Below are 17,634 nucleotides of genomic sequence, written 5' to 3'. Positions count from 1 at the left end.
ACCCGAAAAGTGCCGCACAACGTATAGACTACCAGGAGTTCTCATGACGGTGCAGCAACCTAAAAGGCGGCCCTTGAGCCGCTATCTTAAAGACTTTAAACACAGCCAGACGCATTGCGCGCATTGTCACAAACTGCTCGACCGCATTACGCTGGTTCGCCGTGGCAAGATCGTTAATAAAATCGCTATTTCACAGCTGGATATGCTACTTGACGACGCTGCCTGGCAGCGGGAGCAGAAGGAGTGGGTGGCGCTGTGTCGCTTTTGCGGCGATTTGCACTGCAAAAAGCAGAGTGATTTTTTCGATATTATCGGTTTCAAGCAGTATTTGTTTGAACAAACCGAGATGAGCCATGGCACGGTGCGGGAATATGTCGTGCGTTTACGACGTCTTGGCAATTACCTCAGCGAGCAAAACATTTCCCACGATCTGCTGCAGGACGGTTTTCTCGATGAAAGCCTGGCGCCATGGTTGCCGCAAACCAGCACCAATAATTACCGTATCGCACTGCGTAAATACCAGCAATATAAAGCGCATCAGCAGATTGCGCCCAGACAGAAATCCCCCTTTACCGCCAGTTCTGATATATATTAAAAAAGCATAAGATGTAGCAGAGTCGTGTTGGTGAAACGTGGCAAACCTTCTACATTAGGCTGAGTCCCCCAAAGGTTCGCGAGACGTGACGATGCGCCATGGCGGGACACAGTCTATGGTCATTAACGGCAATATTCGGGGTTACTATGAAATTAGCACTGCTGGGACGTCAGGCACTGATGGGAGTAATGGCTGTAGCGCTGGTGGCGGGAATGAGCGCGAAGAGCTTTGCCGATGAGGGTTTGCTGAACAAAGTTAAAGAACGCGGCACGCTGCTGGTAGGGCTGGAAGGTACCTATCCGCCGTTTAGCTTTCAGGGCGAAGACGGCAAATTAACCGGTTTTGAAGTCGATTTCGCCGAGGCGTTGGCAAAACATCTGGGCGTTAAAGCGTCGCTGAAGCCGACCAAATGGGACGGAATACTGGCGTCGCTGGACGCTAAACGCATTGATGTGGTGATAAACCAGGTCACGATTTCAGACGTCCGCAAGAAAAAGTATGATTTCTCTACGCCTTACACTGTCTCCGGCGTTCAGGCGCTGGTGAAAAAAGGCAATGAAGGCACGATCAAAACGGCGGCCGATCTGCAGGGCAAAAAAGTTGGCGTTGGGCTGGGGACTAACTATGAAGAGTGGCTACGTCAACATGTTCAGGGTGTGGATATCCGTACTTATGACGATGATCCTACAAAATACCAGGATCTGCGCGTAGGCCGTATTGACGCGATTTTAGTCGATCGTCTGGCGGCGCTGGATCTGGTGAAAAAAACCAAAGGTACGCTGGCTGTCACCGGTGATGCGTTTTCGCGTCAGGAGTCCGGCGTTGCGTTACGTAAAGGCAACGAAGACTTGCTGAAGGCGGTAGATAACGCCATTGCGGAAATGCAAAAAGATGGCACCTTAAAAGCGCTCTCTGAAAAATGGTTTGGCGCTGACGTGACCCAATAATGCTCTACGTTGCCCGGCAGGCAGAGCGCCGCCGGGCAATATCAACCTCATACTATGTCAGCAAACGGAGGCGCGTGAATCGGCGCCTTTTTTATTTCCGTTAGATCAACGTGCATAATAAAAAGAACACACCACAACGTTACCGGAGGCTCAATGCCACTACATCACTTAACGCGCTTCCCTCGCCTGGAGCTTATCGGCGCGCCGACCCCGCTCGAATACCTGCCGCGATTGTCTGATTATCTTGGCCGTGAGATTTACATTAAGCGCGATGACGTTACGCCCATTGCAATGGGCGGCAATAAACTGCGTAAGCTGGAGTTTCTGGTGGCCGACGCGCTGCGAGAAGGGGCGGATACGCTGATAACCGCAGGGGCGATTCAGTCGAACCATGTCCGTCAGACGGCGGCAGTCGCGGCCAAATTGGGACTGCATTGCGTCGCCTTGCTGGAAAATCCAATCGGTACCACCGCGGAAAATTACCTGACGAATGGTAATCGCCTGTTACTGGATTTATTTAATACACAAATTGAGATGTGCGATGCGCTAACCGATCCGGATGCGCAGCTGCAAACGCTGGCGACGCGCATTGAAGCGCAAGGGTTCAGGCCCTATGTGATTCCGGTCGGCGGCTCCAGCGCGCTGGGCGCAATGGGATACGTAGAGAGCGCCCTGGAAATCGCCCAGCAGTGTGAAGAGGTCGTCGGGCTCTCTTCGGTAGTGGTGGCCTCCGGCAGCGCCGGAACGCACGCCGGGTTAGCTGTCGGGCTGGAACATCTGATGCCGGATGTCGAACTAATTGGCGTGACCGTTTCACGTTCTGTCGCCGAGCAGAAACCCAAAGTAATTGCCTTGCAGCAGGCTATTGCCGGTCAGCTGGCGCTGACGGCGACGGCGGATATTCATTTATGGGATGACTATTTTGCCCCGGGGTACGGCGTGCCAAATGACGCGGGGATGGAGGCGGTGAAACTGCTGGCGAGCCTGGAGGGGGTGCTGCTGGATCCGGTATATACCGGCAAAGCGATGGCGGGTCTGATAGACGGCATCAGCCAGAAACGCTTTAACGATGACGGGCCGATTCTCTTTATTCACACCGGTGGGGCGCCTGCGCTGTTTGCCTACCATCCTCATGTATAACCTCCAGGTAATCAACGCGAATGCAAGAAAGTATCCAACTGGTTATTGAATCGCTGCCGTATTTGCTTAAAGGCGCCGTCTTTACCCTGCAACTGAGTATTGGCGGTATGTTTTTTGGTCTGCTGCTGGGATTTGTGCTGGCGCTGATGCGGATGTCTCCGCTATGGCCGGTTCGCTGGCTGGCGCGCTTTTATATCTCGATTTTTCGCGGTACGCCGCTTATCGCCCAGTTATTTATGATCTATTACGGCCTTCCGCAATTTGGTATTGAGCTGGACCCTATCCCGGCGGCGATGATTGGTTTATCGCTCAATACCGCGGCTTACACGTCCGAGACGCTGCGCGCGGCGATCTCGGCTATCGACAAGGGACAATGGGAAGCGGCGGCGAGCATTGGCATGACGCCGTGGCAAACGCTACGTCGCGCTATTTTGCCGCAGGCGGCTCGCGTCGCGCTTCCGCCGTTGAGCAACAGCTTTATCAGCCTGGTGAAAGATACGTCGCTCGCCGCGACGATTCAGGTGCCGGAGTTGTTCCGCCAGGCGCAGTTAATTACCTCGCGAACGCTGGAGGTGTTTACCATGTATCTGGCCGCGTCGTTAATCTACTGGGTAATGGCGACCGTCTTATCGGCACTGCAAAACTATTTTGAAAACCAGCTTAACCGCCAGGAGAGAGAGCCAAAATGAGTGCGATCGAAGTCACCAACCTGGTCAAAAAATTTCATGGTCAAACGGTGCTGCACGGTATCGACCTTGAGGTGAAGCCCGGAGAAGTCGTCGCCATTATCGGCCCGAGCGGCTCAGGGAAGACAACGTTATTACGCTGCATTAACCTGCTGGAACAACCGGAAGCGGGCACCATTAAAGTAGGCGATATTATCATCGATACCGCCCGCCCATTCAGCCAGCAAAAAGGGTTGATTCGCCAGCTACGTCAGCATGTCGGCTTTGTCTTTCAGAGTTTTAACCTGTTCCCGCATCGTACCGTGCTGGAAAATATCATTGAAGGTCCGGTGATTGTAAAGGGAGAGCCGAAAGCCGAGGCGACGGCGCTGGCGCGGGAACTGTTAGCCAAAGTCGGGTTGGCTGGTAAAGAGACCCGTTATCCGCGCCGCCTGTCGGGCGGGCAACAGCAGCGCGTGGCGATTGCACGCGCGCTGGCGATGCGCCCGGAAGTGATTCTGTTTGATGAGCCGACGTCGGCGCTTGATCCTGAATTAGTCGGCGAGGTGCTTAATACGATTCGCCAGCTGGCGCAGGAAAAGCGCACGATGGTGATCGTCACTCACGAAATGAGCTTTGCGCGTGACGTGGCTGATCGGGCAATATTTATGGATCAGGGGCAAATCGTTGAGCAGGGGCCGGCGAAAACCTTGTTCGCCGATCCTCAGCATCCGCGTACCCGCCAGTTCCTTGAGAAATTTTTAGTGAAATAATACCTTTTCAACGCTCGCCCGAATTAGCCGCGCCTCGGGCGAGCGCAATGAATAATTATGAAGTCATTCTGCCAGATTATTAACCTCGCTCTCAGGCGGAAGCCAAAAAACTGTAATGCCGCTCAAGTATTCTACGATTCGTCCGATATTTCTTATATATAAACACTATTTATGTGTTAATTTAAGTTATTCATAATAATGATTATCAATATCAAAGGCGTGACCATAAAATATGCAGGAAAATGATTTCTTCACCTGGCGACGCGCAATGTTGTTACGCTTTCAGGAGATGGCGGCAGCAGAGGATGTTTATACTGAATTGCAATATCAGACACAGCGGCTGGAATTTGATTATTATGCCCTGTGTGTTCGTCATCCCGTTCCCTTTACCCGGCCTAAAATATCGCTTCGTACCACTTATCCTCCGGCGTGGGTAACGCATTATCAGTCCGAAAACTATTTTGCGATCGATCCGGTATTAAAGCCGGAAAATTTCAGGCAGGGTCATTTACATTGGGATGACATGCTATTTCATGAAGCGCAGGCGATGTGGGATGCCGCCCAGCGTTTCGGATTACGCAGAGGCGTAACCCAGTGTGTGATGTTGCCGAACCGGGCGCTGGGCTTTTTATCTTTCTCCCGAAGCAGTTTACGCTGCTCCTCGTTTACCTACGATGAAGTGGAGCTGAGGTTGCAACTGCTGGCGCGGGAGAGTCTTTCGGCGCTGACAAGATTTGAAGACGACATGGTGATGGCGCCTGAGATGCGTTTCAGTAAACGTGAGAAAGAGATTCTGAAGTGGACGGCGGAAGGGAAGACCTCATCGGAGATCGCCATTATTCTGTCGATTTCTGAAAATACCGTTAACTTCCATCAGAAAAACATGCAGAAGAAATTCAATGCGCCAAATAAAACACAGATTGCCTGCTACGCTGCGGCGACAGGTCTGATATGACGTGCTGACGATGCTTCGCGCCAGACGCGAAACCGGCTGAAAGCGATGCTAACAGCCGGTTTTTTACTACTGGCGGTAAGCTTGTTTAATTTGCTTAACCGTACTGGAAAATACCGCCGCTTGTGCTTCATCATCCATCTGCGCGATCTGTTTTTCCATTTTAAGAATCACGCGCCCTGCATCGGCCTGGCCCATCGCCTGCAGCATCAGCGTTAACATGGCTTTCAGGCAGTTGACTTCAGTAGCCAGTTCTTGATTATTCTCAGCGGTGGAAAAATCAGGCGTACTCATTTATTTTCCTCGTTATGTTTCAGTGAAAATGTGCGATAGCAGATGTTAAGGCGGCGGAGTATACCATAAGCTACGCTAAAAATAGCAGTGGTTGTTTTTTGATCAAAAAGGGGAAGGTTTACCCACAAAATAAACGTTGCCGCGTGATGCATATATTTTCTTCATTCTTTGTTTATTACGCGTATTTCACTCGTTAATTATTGTTACAAAGTTGATTCTCTAATTAGTGTTTAGACAGCGGAACGTGAAATTTTTGTCACCATTATGAAATAGCAGCGCGGGACAGCGCCGCCAGAAGGGGCTACAACATTGGCAGTTGCCACATGACGTACAACATAATTTCCAAAAACGAGAGCAAAATCGAATACCCGGTGTTTTTTTACGTTTCAAAGTTGAGATAAAACCAGCTAATATAAGGACGATTAACTATCAGTAGCGTTATCCCTATTCTGGAGATATTCCTTTGATCAACGTTCTTCTTGTTGATGACCACGAACTGGTGCGCGCAGGGATACGACGCATTCTTGAAGATATAAAGGGCATTAAAGTTGTCGGTGAAGCGTGCTGCGGAGAGGATGCGGTAAAATGGTGCCGTACTAACGCCGTTGACGTCGTGCTGATGGATATGAACATGCCCGGTATTGGCGGCCTTGAGGCAACGCGTAAAATTGCCCGATCGACAGCGGATATCAAAGTGATCATGCTGACCGTCCATACGGAGAACCCGTTGCCCGCCAAAGTGATGCAGGCTGGCGCAGCTGGCTATCTCAGCAAAGGCGCTGCGCCTCAGGAGGTGGTGAGCGCTATTCGTTCGGTGTATTCCGGACAACGTTATATCGCCTCCGATATCGCTCAGCAGATGGCGCTCAGTCAGATCGAGCCTGCAAAAACGGAAACGCCGTTCGCCAGTTTGTCTGAACGCGAGTTGCAGATTATGCTGATGATCACCAAGGGTCAGAAGGTCAATGAGATTTCAGAACAGCTGAATCTCAGTCCTAAAACGGTGAACAGCTATCGCTATCGTATGTTCAGTAAATTAAACATTCATGGTGATGTTGAGCTGACTCACCTGGCAATCCGCCATGGCCTGTGTAATGCGGAGACGTTAACAAGCCAGTGAGTGAAATATTTGACGCAAAGGCGTTTTTGAAAACCGTTACCAGCCAACCCGGTGTCTATCGTATGTATGACGCCGGCGGTACGGTTATCTATGTTGGTAAAGCAAAAGACCTGAAAAAGCGTCTTTCCAGCTACTTTCGCAGCAACCTGGCTTCGCGTAAAACCGAAGCGCTAGTTGCGCAAATTCAACACATTGATGTCACGGTAACGCATACCGAAACGGAAGCGCTGCTGCTTGAGCATAATTACATCAAGTTGTATCAACCGCGTTACAACGTGTTGTTGCGTGATGATAAATCCTATCCTTTTATTTTTCTGAGCGGCGATACCCATCCGCGTCTGGCGATGCACCGTGGCGCTAAACATGCGAAAGGCGAGTACTTCGGCCCATTTCCTAACGGCTATGCCGTGCGGGAAACGCTGGCGCTGTTACAGAAAATTTTCCCTATCCGCCAGTGCGAAAACAGCGTGTATCGCAACCGCTCGCGTCCTTGCCTGCAATACCAGATTGGCCGCTGCTTAGGCCCCTGCGTTGCAGGACTGGTCAGCGAGGAGGAGTACACGCAACAGGTGGAGTATGTCCGGTTGTTTTTGTCCGGCAAGGACGACCAGGTCTTAACACAGCTGATTGCCCGGATGGAAAAGGCCAGCCAGGATTTGGCATTTGAAGAGGCGGCGCGTATTCGCGATCAGATCCAGGCGGTACGCCGGGTCACGGAGAGACAGTTTGTCTCCAATGCGGGCGACGATCTCGACGTTATCGGCGTGGCTTTCGATGCGGGTATGGCCTGTGTGCATGTGCTGTTTATTCGCCAGGGTAAGGTGCTGGGCAGCCGCAGCTATTTTCCAAAAGTGCCTGGCGGTACGGAACTGGGCGAAGTGGTGGAAACCTTTGTCGGGCAGTTTTACCTGCAGGGTAGCCAGATGCGCACGCTACCGGGCGAGATACTGCTCGATTTTAATCTTAGCGATAAAACGCTGCTCGCCGACTCGTTGTCGGAGCTTGCCGGACGGCGTATTCATGTCCAGACAAAACCGCGCGGCGATCGCGCCCGTTATCTCAAGCTGGCGCGGACCAACGCGGCAACGGCCTTAATTACAAAACTTTCGCAGCAGTCCACCATCACGCAGCGTTTGACTGCGCTGGCGGCGGTATTAAAACTTCCTGCTATTAAGCGGATGGAGTGTTTTGACATCAGCCATACCATGGGGGAGCAAACGGTCGCATCCTGTGTGGTATTTGACGCTAACGGGCCGTTACGCGCCGAGTATCGTCGTTATAATATCGCGGGCATCACGCCGGGTGATGACTACGCGGCGATGAATCAGGTGCTACGTCGGCGTTATGGCAAGGCCATAGAAGAAAGTAAGATTCCGGACGTTATTCTGATCGACGGCGGAAAAGGGCAGCTCGCCCAGGCGAAAGCCGTTTTCGCTGAGCTGGATGTCCCCTGGGATAAGCATCGCCCTTTGTTGCTCGGCGTCGCCAAAGGCGCAGACAGAAAGGCCGGTCTGGAAACACTCTTTTTTGAACCGGAAGGAGAGGGGTTTAGCCTGCCGCCGGACTCGCCGGCGCTGCATGTTATTCAGCATATTCGCGATGAGTCGCACGATCACGCGATCGGCGGACACCGTAAAAAACGCGCAAAGGTTAAAAATACCAGTACGCTGGAAACTATTGAAGGCGTTGGGCCTAAACGTCGCCAGATGCTGCTGAAATATATGGGCGGTTTGCAAGGACTACGTAACGCCAGCGTAGAAGAAATTGCAAAAGTGCCGGGTATTTCGCAAGGTCTGGCAGAAAAGATCTTCTGGTCGTTGAAACATTGAGGCCACTGTAGCAACATAGGGGTAATTTCACTGACAACAGATAGTTACCCGTCACTATGCAATTTAATATCCCTACGTTGCTCACGCTGTTTCGCGTCATCCTGATTCCATTCTTTGTCGTGGTGTTTTATTTGCCGTTCGCCTGGGCGCCGATGGTCAGCGCGCTGATTTTCTGTATTGCCGCTATTACCGACTGGTTTGACGGCTTTCTGGCGCGACGCTGGAACCAGAGTACGCGTTTCGGCGCTTTCCTCGACCCCGTCGCCGACAAGGTGCTGGTGGCGATCGCCATGGTGTTGGTCACTGAGCATTATCATAGCTGGTGGGTGACGTTACCTGCGGCGACGATGATAGCCCGCGAAATTATTATCTCTGCTCTGCGTGAATGGATGGCGGAGCTGGGCAAACGCAGTAGTGTAGCGGTCTCCTGGATCGGTAAAGTCAAAACTACCGCGCAGATGGTGGCGCTGGCGTGGCTCTTGTGGCGTCCGAATATCTGGGTAGAGTATGCCGGGATCGCGCTTTTCTTTGTTGCAGCGGTGCTAACGTTGTGGTCCATGTTGCAATATTTGAGCGCTGCACGCGGAGATTTGCTTGATCAGTGATCGTTTCGCCGCAAATTTCAGCAAACGATCGTGAGTGACGAAAAATATCGTTGACTCAGTGCGTCAGGTAAGTAGAATGCAACGCATCGAACGGTAGCACTGATTGCCAGACGATAACAAAATCAAGTGATTAACAAAGTTGCTTGATACTGCGGGAATAGCTCAGTTGGTAGAGCACGACCTTGCCAAGGTCGGGGTCGCGAGTTCGAGTCTCGTTTCCCGCTCCAGTTTAAAAGCATTGGCGTAAAGCGGATGCTGGCTGAAAAGCAAAAAAATTTGGCGCGTTAACAAAGCGGTTATGTAGCGGATTGCAAATCCGTCTAGTCCGGTTCGACTCCGGAACGCGCCTCCAATTTTTCCCGAGCCCGGATGGTGGAATCGGTAGACACAAGGGATTTAAAATCCCTCGGCGTTCGCGCTGTGCGGGTTCAAGTCCCGCTCCGGGTACCATGGGAAAGACAAGAATAATCAAAGCAATAAGCAGTGTCGTGAAACCACCTACGGGTGGTTTTTTTGTGTCTTCAATTTGTATGCCGACCGCGAGCGTGAACTTTCCAGCGCGATACACGGTAAAAAAACACCGGTAGCGGCATTTCTGCCAGTACAACAGTTATGTGCTACCGACCCGCAAGAACTTATGCCTGGTAAATACTAAACGTCGGGTAAATCAGCCGATAAAATCCATTAATCTCTATAAAAAATGCTGATATGTTTTATGCCTGCTTTATAAAGTGAGTAGGTCTGCCAGTGAAATATACCGATAATGCAAAATTATTTATTAGCTTCATTAATATTGGGATTGTAGGTTGCGCTTTGCTACTTTTTTTTATTTTGTATGAGCCTGAGAGTGCAATCGCAACCTACTCTCTTCCAGGCGAGTTTTCCTCTTCGACATGTGATGCGCGTAATTTTATTGGCTACGTCGATGAAAACGATTTTGCAGAGTATATAAAAAAAGTAGAGCTGACGCGCTACAGTATGTATTGTCTGAAAAAAACAGGGGCGGGGCAGTGGAGTATTTATGCAAATTAAACGAGTATATAACTGTTCAGGGGTGTTTTCTGCACAATTTAATTAAAGGTAGATAGCGAACTAATATTCATCATAAGGTAATGTGATCCGCATCATGCTTTAATCACGTTTTGCAATATTGTCTTAATAACAGGTCAACTACAGATAATTTCGGGTTTTCGTGAATGGCGGTTTTGGTCAGTCTCTATATTATGCCTTCCCCGCTTTACGGAGATGATGATGCAAAAGAAAACCTGGGCCGTTTTATTGATACCATTGTGCCTCACCGCTTGCCACCAGACGACCTACCGATCAACAGCCAAAGATGAAATTCTCACAGGGAGCTATATTGACCCGACAAAAACACGCTTTCCGTTAGCGGATTATTCACAGTCGGTTGATAAATGGATACCTCCGGACTCGGCTGATTACACTATTCCGGTTATTGATAGTGCTACCCAACAACGCTACTTTAACGCACTAAAATCTCATTATTTCGGAATGGACAGTGAAGCGCACTCGCCGTGGAATGGTTTTTATATTACCGCATTGCTGAAAAAAAACGCAGCACAGGCGCGGGATGCCAGTATTAAGCAGTTTCTTAGCGACGGCAGTGCTTATTGGGGGGAAAACTTCAGACTTTATACCTCTCGCTGGAAAGAGGGGGTTAGAGGGAATACGGATACGCAGATTGACAATATCTATCATGCCTCCCGGCGAGGCATTATGGTCAGGGAAAGTTTAGTCAGAGCGCTGCCAACGGACGACCCGCTCTTTAACGATCCCCGTCAGGCGGGCGAGGGGTACCCGTTTGATAATTTACAAATGTCTTCGCTGCGTCCCGGTACGCCGGTCTATACGCTGACGAAGAGCAAAGACCAACGCTGGCAATATGTCGTTTCACCAGCGGTAACTGGCTGGGTTCATAGTGAAGATATTGCCAGTGCGGATCAGAAATTTATAACACAGTGGGTTTTGCTTGCTCATAAGCAACTGGGGGCATTTATCAACGCGCCGGTTTCTGTCCATGCCGCAGGCGTCTATTATTTCACCGGGCGACCGGGCACTATTTTACCGTTCCGACATCAACGGGCGGGCCAGTTCCTGATTGCGGCGCCAGTTCGCGATAGCAATGGTCGTGCGTTTATCCATTGGGTCTGGCTAAGCGGTAACGAGTTTACGGCTATGCCGTGGAAAATGACGCCGGAAAATATCGCCGTGCTAATGAAAGCAATGCACGGCGCCCCCTACGGTTGGGGAAATTTTAACTTTTATAATGATTGTTCAGCCGAAGTCCGCAGCCTGTTAATGCCGTTTGGCATATTCCTGCCCAGACATTCATCCGCGCAGGTAGAGTCTGCTGGACGGGTGGTCGATCTTAGTCATAAAAATCCCCAAATGCGGATCGATTATCTCACCAGATACGGAAAACCGTTTACTACGTTGGTCTATATTCCAGGGCATATTATGCTGTATATCGGTAACACAACCATGAATGGGCAGGTCGTGCCGATGACTTATCAGAATATCTGGGGATTGCGCCCAAACCATGCTAATAGCCGGAGCATTATCGGTGAGGCGGTATTTTTGCCGTTACTGCGTTTTTATCCTGAAAATCCTGAGCTGATATCGCTGGCTGGTAAGGTTCTGTTTAAGCTTGGTTATATAGAATAGGTTGACAAGCTGTGTTATCGCGGAAGACATGATTAAGGCAGCCGTGCGCGTGGATATAAAGAGAGTATCCCTGTAAACTGTGTCTGAAAAAAGTATGCGCTATAGTGCGGGCTGTTTATTTGAAATACTATCTGGAGCTGATTCTGGATGTGATTATGTGCCTCACACATTGAAGTGAGAGTTATTGTTGGCGGTATCTGGCTGGAGGCTGGGTGGTAAAAAGACGTAATTTATTGCATTTTAATAACGGTGCCCGGTCAGAGCGCGATCTTGGGGATCTGGTCACTAAAGTTTTTGAGAAAGCGGCGAAAAAAGAACCGCAACCGCTATACACATTTAGCCTGCCGTTGCTGAGTGTGCAGGATGATATCCGTGTTTACTGTAAGAAAAAAAATATCAAAATAGGGTACGATACGCTGTTTATGGAAATAACCTTTTCTGCTGACAGAGAAGCGGTAGACGAACTCATTAAACACTTTTTTACTGAAAATAAGCTCTATTTGAGAGGGCGGTTTTATCTGTCCGCGGCGGTGGTATAAGTTAGCATGAGTATAATATAGCGAGAAACCCATCTCTCGCTTTTGTGTGGGGCGAGCGCTTCCTGGCGGAAAATCTGCGCCCTGATCCTCCTTTTGTGCGTTAACTTCCGGAATCCTCCTCATTTCGTGTTAATCTGGCCCCTGATGGTTGCCATCCAAACTGCCTGCAAAAAAATTATTTTTATCCGCTGCAATGTAAGAGGCCTACAGGCGGAAGTCATCACTGAGGAAAAGCGTTATGAAAATGGAACCATTAAACGAGAACGAGCTGGAATGGCTGGATGATGTGCTGACGAAATACAATACCGATCAGGCCATTTTGGATGTCGCGGAGCTGGACGGTCTGATTACTGCGGTACTAAGTTCTCCGCGTCCCATCGAGCCGGAACAGTGGCTGGTCGCGATATGGGGGGGACCCGCGTACGTACCGCGCTGGACATCTGAAAAAGAAATGACGCGATTTATGGATCTGGTGTTCCAGCACATGGCGGACACAGCCGCCCGGCTTGAAGATTATCCAGAACAGTTCGAGCCGCTGTTTGGCCTGCGAGAGGTTGATGGCCATGAATTAACGATTGTTGAAGAATGGTGCTTTGGTTACATGCGCGGAGTGTCGCTGTCCGACTGGTCTGACTTGCCGGATACGCTAAAACCGGCGCTGGAAGCGATTGCCTTACACGGCACTGAAGAAAACTTTGCGCTGTTGGATAAAATGAGCCCGGAAGCGTTCGATAAAAGCGTTGACGCTATCCGTATCGCGGCGCTTGAGCTTCATGCCTGGTGGATGGCGCATCCGCACACGACGCCGCTACAGATGCCGATAAAAGCAGAGGTGAAAGTGGGGCGTAACGATCCTTGTCCATGCGGGAGCGGCAAAAAATTTAAGCAGTGCTGCCTGCATTAATGGCTCGTAAACGGCCATAGCGTGATGATTATCGAGCCTGGACGGCGTCCGGGCCCGGTAATCTTTGCCTGGCGTTAACCTGGATCGGGCAGGAACCCCAGTGCGATCGAAAACTGGACGCCAATCACGACAATGCCGCAGATAAACACCAGCGCCAGCGCTGGCGTGCCGCCTGCCACACGATATCCCGCCTGAGGGCTCTGTTTACGGCATTGCCAGACCAGCATAGCAGGGATGAGCAGTGCCAGCACTGCCAGCGCTACGCCGGCATAGCCTAATGCCATCACAAATCCACGTGGGTAGAAAAGCGCAAACGCCAGCGGCGGCAGAAAGGTAATCAGCCCGGTTTGCAGACGTCCGGACACCGTACTGCGGCGCTGGAATAGATCGGCCAGGTAATCAAATAATCCTAGCGCTACGCCCAGAAAAGAGGTCGCCAGCGCCAGATCGGCGAACAGGTGGACCGCCAGTTCGACATGTGGCGAAGCGACCACTTCTCTGAGTGCCTGCAGCAGGCCATTTAACCCGGCATGGCTGGCCAGTAGCCCTCTGAATGTCGGCGAGTCGATACTTCCCAGCGTGGCGAGCTGCCAAAAAATATAGGCCACTAACGGAATGGCACTACCCGTCATAAAGACCCAACGCAGCCGGCGAATGTTGCCGTTCATATAACTCACAATACTCGGTACGCTTCCGTGAAAACCAAACGAGGTGAAAATGACCGGTATGGCGGATAACGCCAGCCCCTGCTGTAAAGGAAGCGTAAGAAGATTTACTTTATGAATATGTGGCGTGAGCAACGCAAGCATGATGACCAGAAAAATGATCTTTGCGCTAAACAGGAAGCGGTTAAAAAGGTCGACCAGCGAGGTGCCCACACACACCACCCCACCGGCAACAAAGGTGAACAGCAGCACCCCGGCAGCGGGCGAGAGCGTGGCGCCAAGCCAGTTATTAATACTGGATGCCAGTAATTCTCCGGCTCCGGAAATGTAGGCGGCGGTGAGCGCATACATTAAGAACATCATACTGAATCCCGTAAGCCACTGTCCGTAACGTCCAAGATAGCGTTTTGCCAACGAGCCCAGCCCGGTATCTGCCGGAACGTGTTGATATACCTCCAGTAATAGTAGCGCGGTATAACACATCAGCGCCCACAGGCCAATCAACAATCCCAGCGTGACGCTGAAACCAACGCCAGCCGCTGCCAGCGGCATTGCCAGCATCCCGGCGCCGATAGTAGTGCCTGCCACGATAAAAATACTGCCCAGAGTTCTGTTTTTCACGCTTTCTACTACCCCGGTAACAAAGAACGGTGATATCCGCGGCGCAGGGTAAGGCATTACGCTATTTTCGTCAAATGGTCGTTACAATGGGTGTACTGTAAAATTTACAGTTCCGGGCATAAAAGCGAATATGAGAGGAGACGCGGACAACCGCCGCAAACCTGCGCTAGCGCAAAGTCGCTCGCACAAGGACACATTAGGCTACGAGTTTTATTCAGGAGGAGTTATGGATTCCATTCACGGTCACGAAGTGCTCAACATGATGATTGAGTCTGGCGAGCAGTACACGCATACCTCGCTGGAGGCGGCAATAAAAGCGCACTTTGGCGAGCGGGCACGATTTCACACCTGTTCAGCGTCAGATATGACGGCGGCGGAACTGGTCGCGTTTCTGGCGGCGAAAGGAAAGTTTATTGCCGTGGAGGACGGTTTTTCAACGCATGAGAGTAAAATCTGCCGCCACTAATACGCCACGGTGAGAGCTCGTCTCACCGTGTAAGGACGTGTTGGATTAATTTTGCGTATCCAGTGTGGAGAGTTCTTTATCAATGAAATAAAGCCCTTCGCCGCTTTTTCCCGCCAGCGTTAATTTATCAATAATAGATTTGAACAGTTTTTCTTCTTCATGCTGTTCTGCCACATACCACTGCAAGAAATTAAATGTCGGATAATCCTGGCTGGTCATTGCGGCATGAGCCAGTTCATTAATTTTTTGCGTAATAAGCTGCTCATGCTCATAGGTCGCGCGGAACAGCTCATCCAGTGAGGTGTACTCAGCGAAGGGCGAAGAAACGGTATTAATGCGCGGCAGGCTTCCGGTATCGGTAAGGTAGTCAAACAGGCGCTGCATATGCGTCATCTCTTCTTGCGCATGGCGACGAAGAAATGCGGCCGCGCCTTCAAAACTGTGATAGCTGCACCACGCGCTCATTTGTTGATAGAGCAGGGAGGAGTACAACTCCAGATTCATTTGCTCATTCAGTTTGTCGATCATTTCTGTTTTCAGCATGGTTCCGCTCCACAAATAGCAAAAGATATACAGTAATGTGGCGCCACTATAATTTGTTATTTTATTATTTGCAAAAGGTAAAATATTAAATTTAATTATTAAAAATACGAATGGGAATAAAACGCATTAACGTCAGTGTATAGCGTATAAAAATAAAGGAAAGCCAGCACCTTCATGCTGGCAATAGCGACCCTGCACTCTCCTCCATTGTACATGGTGTCGGCGTTAAGCCAGCCGCCTTAATAATAAAGCGGCATGATTTGCGGGACGGCAACGCCCCGGCACTGCCAGGAGAGGGTAAATCGGGTGTTCAGACACAACGAGCCCGCATAAATGCTACAGGTTCCTACCGGCTGACCAAACGAAACGGCATCGGCATAGCCCATCTGCTGGCATTCGCGTGTTGCGGTCCCGTGAGATACATAGTCATCTGTCCGTGAAGTAAAAAATAGCGGCTGGTTATACGTCAGGCGCACGATGCCGCTTATCGGGCTGGCTTCGCTGACCTGCGCTTGTCGAGTAATGGTGCATCCCGTCAGGGCTAGCAGTGAAAGAGTAAAAATAAGAGGCTTCATAAAATCGCTCCGACAGTTCGGTATCAGACCATGCTACCTCGTGTCTTGCACCGTCAATGGCTGGAATAACTTACGGATTCGCCTTGATTAAAGGTAACGGCAGGGATTTACAGCAGGAACAGAAAATGTGTGAGCGTCTTTTCATTTAATGAAACCTCATTTCATTAAATTTGAATGTGTGTTCGCAAATGTGTGGTGTGGGCAAAACGTTATGATTTACGCAGGCAAGACCGTCTGCATTCAGGAGGAACAGGATGAAAATTGCACTGATGATGGAAAATAGCCAGGCCAGCAAAAATGCCATCATTTATAACGAACTTAGCGCCGTCGCCAATGAAAAGGGATTTCCCGTTTTTAACGTCGGCATGTGCGACGAAAATGACCATCACCTGACGTACATTCATTTAGGCATCATGGCGAGTATTCTGCTTAATGCAAACGCGGTTGATTTTGTGGTTACTGGCTGTGGCACCGGTCAGGGCGCGCTGATGTCGTTAAATATTCATCCAGGTGTCATTTGTGGCTATTGCATCGATCCGGCAGATGCTTTTCTGTTTGCGCAGATCAACAACGGCAATGCGTTGTCCCTGCCATTTGCGAAAGGCTTTGGCTGGGGCGCTGAGCTGAACGTGCGTTTCATCTTTGAAAAAGCGTTTACCGGGCGTAAAGGCGAGGGGTATCCGCCTGAGCGCAAAGCGCCGCAGGTACGCAATGCGGGCATTTTGAACCAGGTTAAGGCCGCGGTCGTCAAAGAGAATTATCTGGATACACTGCGGGCTATCGATCCTGAACTGGTTAAAACGGCGGTTTCAGGGCCGCGTTTCCAGCAATGTTTGTTTGAAAACGGACAGAATAAAGAAATAGAAGCGTTTGTACGTGAGATGCTGGGGTAATGCCCGGACAAGCCAGAGACGTTTCGCGCCTGTCGGCTGGCATGATGTGCCGATAATACGCCAGTAGCGACAGGCGCCACCTCTGGCAAACAGATCAGAAACGGTGTAGGCCGGATAAGCTGCTTCGCGTTGCTATCCGGCTAATAACGTCTCAATATTGTCGCTCGGGGAGCCGCTATCAGTGATGCTGATAGGTCACGACGTTAAGGAGATGCTGATCGGTTTGCGCCAGGCATAACCCTGCTCGTTTAGCGCTGCGAACTTCTTCGAGAATAGTTTGTAAAAGTACGCCATCCTGCTGCTGCTCTTTTTCCAGGGTATGGAGAAAATCGAGCGTTGAGGCATCATTCAGCGCTTTCGCTTCATCTGCCAGACGCGACAGCGTGCTGGCGCGTTGCTGATAATCCTCCAGGGTTTTCTGGAACAATTCTTCCAGAGAGCAGAGCTCTTCACCCGGAACATCAATGGCTTTAACGATAGGGGTGGCACCGGCGTTTTTCATAAAATTAAACATGCGCATCATTTGCGTCACGTTGCCTTGCGCCTGGGTACGAAGAAAGGTGGCGGTGCCTGTTAAACTGTGTTCAGAACACCATTCGCTTAGATGGAGGTAAAGATTTGATGCGTAAAACTCAAGGTTCATTGGCGTGTTGAGCTTTTGAACCATTCCTACAGCTGCCATAACAATATCCTTATTTCCAGAAAGTGTTGATGTGCATGACAGACGAGAATGCAACGGGCCGTTGTCACTTTCTTACATCTATCATCTATGCACAATAAATACTCTTAGCAGAAGAACTCCGTTCCGCCAGTCCCTTATGCG

The 17,634-nt window shown here is 50.3% G+C and carries 20 protein-coding genes, 3 tRNA genes and 1 pseudogene; 18 read left to right on the top strand and 6 right to left on the bottom strand.

Annotated elements, in window-relative coordinates; genetic code table 11:
• Window positions 1–43: 43 nt before the first annotated feature.
• The 6 genes from fliZ (at window position 44) to sdiA (ending at window position 5,075) form a co-directional block, all read left to right on the top strand.
• Complete coding sequence (fliZ, locus tag J4645_RS08255) at window positions 44–595, top strand: flagella biosynthesis regulatory protein FliZ (RefSeq protein ID WP_000218082.1); 552 nt, start codon at window positions 44–46, stop codon at window positions 593–595.
• A gap of 146 nt (window positions 596–741) precedes the next feature.
• A complete protein-coding gene (gene tcyJ / locus J4645_RS08250; RefSeq protein ID WP_000761634.1) occupies window positions 742–1,542 on the top strand; it encodes a cystine ABC transporter substrate-binding protein in 801 nt (266 codons plus the stop codon).
• A 153-nt stretch (window positions 1,543–1,695) separates the two neighbouring features.
• Window positions 1,696–2,682, top strand: coding sequence for a D-cysteine desulfhydrase (gene dcyD / locus J4645_RS08245; protein WP_001128188.1), 987 nt, complete (start codon window positions 1,696–1,698; stop codon window positions 2,680–2,682).
• A 20-nt stretch (window positions 2,683–2,702) separates the two neighbouring features.
• Window positions 2,703–3,371 (top strand): cystine ABC transporter permease, encoded by a 669-nt coding sequence (gene tcyL / locus J4645_RS08240; protein ID WP_001158238.1) that lies wholly within the window; start codon window positions 2,703–2,705, stop codon window positions 3,369–3,371.
• Window positions 3,368–4,120, top strand: coding sequence for an L-cystine ABC transporter ATP-binding protein TcyN (gene tcyN, locus J4645_RS08235; protein WP_001273038.1), 753 nt, complete (start codon window positions 3,368–3,370; stop codon window positions 4,118–4,120). Before tcyL ends, tcyN begins: the two co-directional genes overlap by 4 nt.
• Before the next feature lie 232 nt (window positions 4,121–4,352).
• Window positions 4,353–5,075, top strand: coding sequence for a transcriptional regulator SdiA (sdiA, locus tag J4645_RS08230; protein ID WP_001157165.1), 723 nt, complete (start codon window positions 4,353–4,355; stop codon window positions 5,073–5,075).
• Between the two features lie 66 nt (window positions 5,076–5,141).
• On the opposite strand, the gene J4645_RS08225 is transcribed toward sdiA, so the two are convergent.
• Window positions 5,142–5,366: a DUF2594 family protein gene (locus J4645_RS08225; protein WP_000106483.1), complete on the bottom strand. Its 225-nt coding sequence runs from the start codon at window positions 5,364–5,366 to the stop codon at window positions 5,142–5,144.
• Window positions 5,363–5,518: a hypothetical protein gene (locus tag J4645_RS08220; protein ID WP_000546183.1), complete on the bottom strand. Its 156-nt coding sequence runs from the start codon at window positions 5,516–5,518 to the stop codon at window positions 5,363–5,365. The genes J4645_RS08225 and J4645_RS08220 overlap by 4 nt, the downstream gene beginning before the upstream one ends.
• Window positions 5,519–5,829: 311 nt before the next feature.
• Between J4645_RS08220 and uvrY the strand changes: the two genes are divergently transcribed.
• The 10 genes and pseudogenes from uvrY to J4645_RS08170 all read left to right on the top strand — a co-directional run bounded on the left by uvrY (window position 5,830) and on the right by J4645_RS08170 (window position 13,048).
• Complete coding sequence (gene uvrY / locus J4645_RS08215) at window positions 5,830–6,486, top strand: UvrY/SirA/GacA family response regulator transcription factor (RefSeq protein WP_000611323.1); 657 nt, start codon at window positions 5,830–5,832, stop codon at window positions 6,484–6,486.
• Window positions 6,483–8,315 carry an excinuclease ABC subunit UvrC gene (gene uvrC, locus J4645_RS08210; protein ID WP_001289475.1) on the top strand — a complete coding sequence of 611 codons (1,833 nt, stop codon included), beginning with the start codon at window positions 6,483–6,485 and terminating at the stop codon, window positions 8,313–8,315. The genes uvrY and uvrC overlap by 4 nt, the downstream gene beginning before the upstream one ends.
• Before the next feature lie 56 nt (window positions 8,316–8,371).
• Window positions 8,372–8,920, top strand: coding sequence for a CDP-diacylglycerol--glycerol-3-phosphate 3-phosphatidyltransferase (pgsA, locus tag J4645_RS08205; RefSeq protein WP_001160192.1), 549 nt, complete (start codon window positions 8,372–8,374; stop codon window positions 8,918–8,920).
• A gap of 151 nt (window positions 8,921–9,071) precedes the next feature.
• Window positions 9,072–9,147: transfer RNA gene (locus J4645_RS08200), tRNA-Gly, on the top strand.
• 51 nt (window positions 9,148–9,198) lie between these two features.
• A tRNA-Cys gene (locus tag J4645_RS08195) sits at window positions 9,199–9,272 on the top strand.
• 11 nt (window positions 9,273–9,283) lie between these two features.
• Window positions 9,284–9,370: transfer RNA gene (locus J4645_RS08190), tRNA-Leu, on the top strand.
• Between the two features lie 250 nt (window positions 9,371–9,620).
• Window positions 9,621–9,952 (top strand): annotated as a pseudogene (locus tag J4645_RS08185) (hypothetical protein).
• 213 nt (window positions 9,953–10,165) lie between these two features.
• Window positions 10,166–11,605, top strand: coding sequence for an SH3 domain-containing C40 family peptidase (locus J4645_RS08180; protein ID WP_077905972.1), 1,440 nt, complete (start codon window positions 10,166–10,168; stop codon window positions 11,603–11,605).
• A 212-nt stretch (window positions 11,606–11,817) separates the two neighbouring features.
• Window positions 11,818–12,144, top strand: a complete 327-nt coding sequence (locus tag J4645_RS08175) for a glucose-6-phosphate dehydrogenase (RefSeq protein WP_000240832.1) — start codon at window positions 11,818–11,820, stop codon at window positions 12,142–12,144.
• Between the two features lie 238 nt (window positions 12,145–12,382).
• On the top strand, window positions 12,383–13,048 hold the full coding sequence (locus J4645_RS08170; protein WP_000781521.1) for a YecA family protein: 666 nt from the start codon (window positions 12,383–12,385) through the stop codon (window positions 13,046–13,048).
• Between the two features lie 74 nt (window positions 13,049–13,122).
• Here the strand turns inward: J4645_RS08170 and tyrP are convergent, their stop codons facing one another.
• Window positions 13,123–14,334, bottom strand: coding sequence for a tyrosine transporter TyrP (gene tyrP, locus J4645_RS08165; RefSeq protein WP_001562965.1), 1,212 nt, complete (start codon window positions 14,332–14,334; stop codon window positions 13,123–13,125).
• A 226-nt stretch (window positions 14,335–14,560) separates the two neighbouring features.
• Here tyrP and J4645_RS08160 point away from each other — a divergent pair, with 226 nt between their 5' ends.
• The gene (locus tag J4645_RS08160; RefSeq protein ID WP_023214818.1) at window positions 14,561–14,800 is read left to right on the top strand and encodes a YecH family metal-binding protein; all 240 of its coding nucleotides are present in this window, start codon (window positions 14,561–14,563) and stop codon (window positions 14,798–14,800) included.
• A gap of 45 nt (window positions 14,801–14,845) precedes the next feature.
• On the opposite strand, the gene ftnA is transcribed toward J4645_RS08160, so the two are convergent.
• Window positions 14,846–15,343 carry a non-heme ferritin gene (ftnA, locus tag J4645_RS08155; RefSeq protein ID WP_000920619.1) on the bottom strand — a complete coding sequence of 166 codons (498 nt, stop codon included), beginning with the start codon at window positions 15,341–15,343 and terminating at the stop codon, window positions 14,846–14,848.
• A gap of 239 nt (window positions 15,344–15,582) precedes the next feature.
• Complete coding sequence (locus tag J4645_RS08150) at window positions 15,583–15,918, bottom strand: YecR-like lipofamily protein (protein WP_000803229.1); 336 nt, start codon at window positions 15,916–15,918, stop codon at window positions 15,583–15,585.
• A 254-nt stretch (window positions 15,919–16,172) separates the two neighbouring features.
• Here J4645_RS08150 and J4645_RS08145 point away from each other — a divergent pair, with 254 nt between their 5' ends.
• The gene (locus tag J4645_RS08145; RefSeq protein ID WP_000684804.1) at window positions 16,173–16,811 is read left to right on the top strand and encodes an RpiB/LacA/LacB family sugar-phosphate isomerase; all 639 of its coding nucleotides are present in this window, start codon (window positions 16,173–16,175) and stop codon (window positions 16,809–16,811) included.
• A gap of 178 nt (window positions 16,812–16,989) precedes the next feature.
• Here the strand turns inward: J4645_RS08145 and J4645_RS08140 are convergent, their stop codons facing one another.
• A complete protein-coding gene (locus J4645_RS08140; RefSeq protein ID WP_000741707.1) occupies window positions 16,990–17,493 on the bottom strand; it encodes a non-heme ferritin-like protein in 504 nt (167 codons plus the stop codon).
• Window positions 17,494–17,634 lie beyond the last annotated feature (141 nt).

Source organism: Salmonella sp. 32082101201600294FB01SM01 (genome assembly GCF_017572865.1).
GTDB lineage: Bacteria > Pseudomonadota > Gammaproteobacteria > Enterobacterales > Enterobacteriaceae > Salmonella > Salmonella enterica.
The sequence above is the reverse complement of the archived record's forward strand: the minus strand, read 5'-3'. Positions and strand labels throughout refer to the sequence as shown.

Bases quoted from the DNA above. Each gene is read 5' to 3' on its own strand.
- dcyD (WP_001128188.1), top strand. From the start codon at position 1,696: ATGCCACTACATCACTTAACGCGCTTCCCTCGCCTGGAGCTTATCGGC.
- pgsA (WP_001160192.1), top strand. From the start codon at position 8,372: ATGCAATTTAATATCCCTACGTTGCTCACGCTGTTTCGCGTCATCCTG.
- J4645_RS08140 (WP_000741707.1), bottom strand. From the start codon at position 17,493: ATGGCAGCTGTAGGAATGGTTCAAAAGCTCAACACGCCAATGAACCTT.
- tcyL (WP_001158238.1), top strand. From the start codon at position 2,703: ATGCAAGAAAGTATCCAACTGGTTATTGAATCGCTGCCGTATTTGCTT.
- J4645_RS08220 (WP_000546183.1), bottom strand. From the start codon at position 5,518: ATGCATCACGCGGCAACGTTTATTTTGTGGGTAAACCTTCCCCTTTTT.
- tcyN (WP_001273038.1), top strand. From the start codon at position 3,368: ATGAGTGCGATCGAAGTCACCAACCTGGTCAAAAAATTTCATGGTCAA.
- J4645_RS08150 (WP_000803229.1), bottom strand. From the start codon at position 15,918: ATGAAGCCTCTTATTTTTACTCTTTCACTGCTAGCCCTGACGGGATGC.
- J4645_RS08160 (WP_023214818.1), top strand. From the start codon at position 14,561: ATGGATTCCATTCACGGTCACGAAGTGCTCAACATGATGATTGAGTCT.
- J4645_RS08180 (WP_077905972.1), top strand. From the start codon at position 10,166: ATGATGATGCAAAAGAAAACCTGGGCCGTTTTATTGATACCATTGTGC.
- fliZ (WP_000218082.1), top strand. From the start codon at position 44: ATGACGGTGCAGCAACCTAAAAGGCGGCCCTTGAGCCGCTATCTTAAA.
- J4645_RS08170 (WP_000781521.1), top strand. From the start codon at position 12,383: ATGAAAATGGAACCATTAAACGAGAACGAGCTGGAATGGCTGGATGAT.
- sdiA (WP_001157165.1), top strand. From the start codon at position 4,353: ATGCAGGAAAATGATTTCTTCACCTGGCGACGCGCAATGTTGTTACGC.
- J4645_RS08225 (WP_000106483.1), bottom strand. From the start codon at position 5,366: ATGAGTACGCCTGATTTTTCCACCGCTGAGAATAATCAAGAACTGGCT.
- ftnA (WP_000920619.1), bottom strand. From the start codon at position 15,343: ATGCTGAAAACAGAAATGATCGACAAACTGAATGAGCAAATGAATCTG.
- tcyJ (WP_000761634.1), top strand. From the start codon at position 742: ATGAAATTAGCACTGCTGGGACGTCAGGCACTGATGGGAGTAATGGCT.
- J4645_RS08145 (WP_000684804.1), top strand. From the start codon at position 16,173: ATGAAAATTGCACTGATGATGGAAAATAGCCAGGCCAGCAAAAATGCC.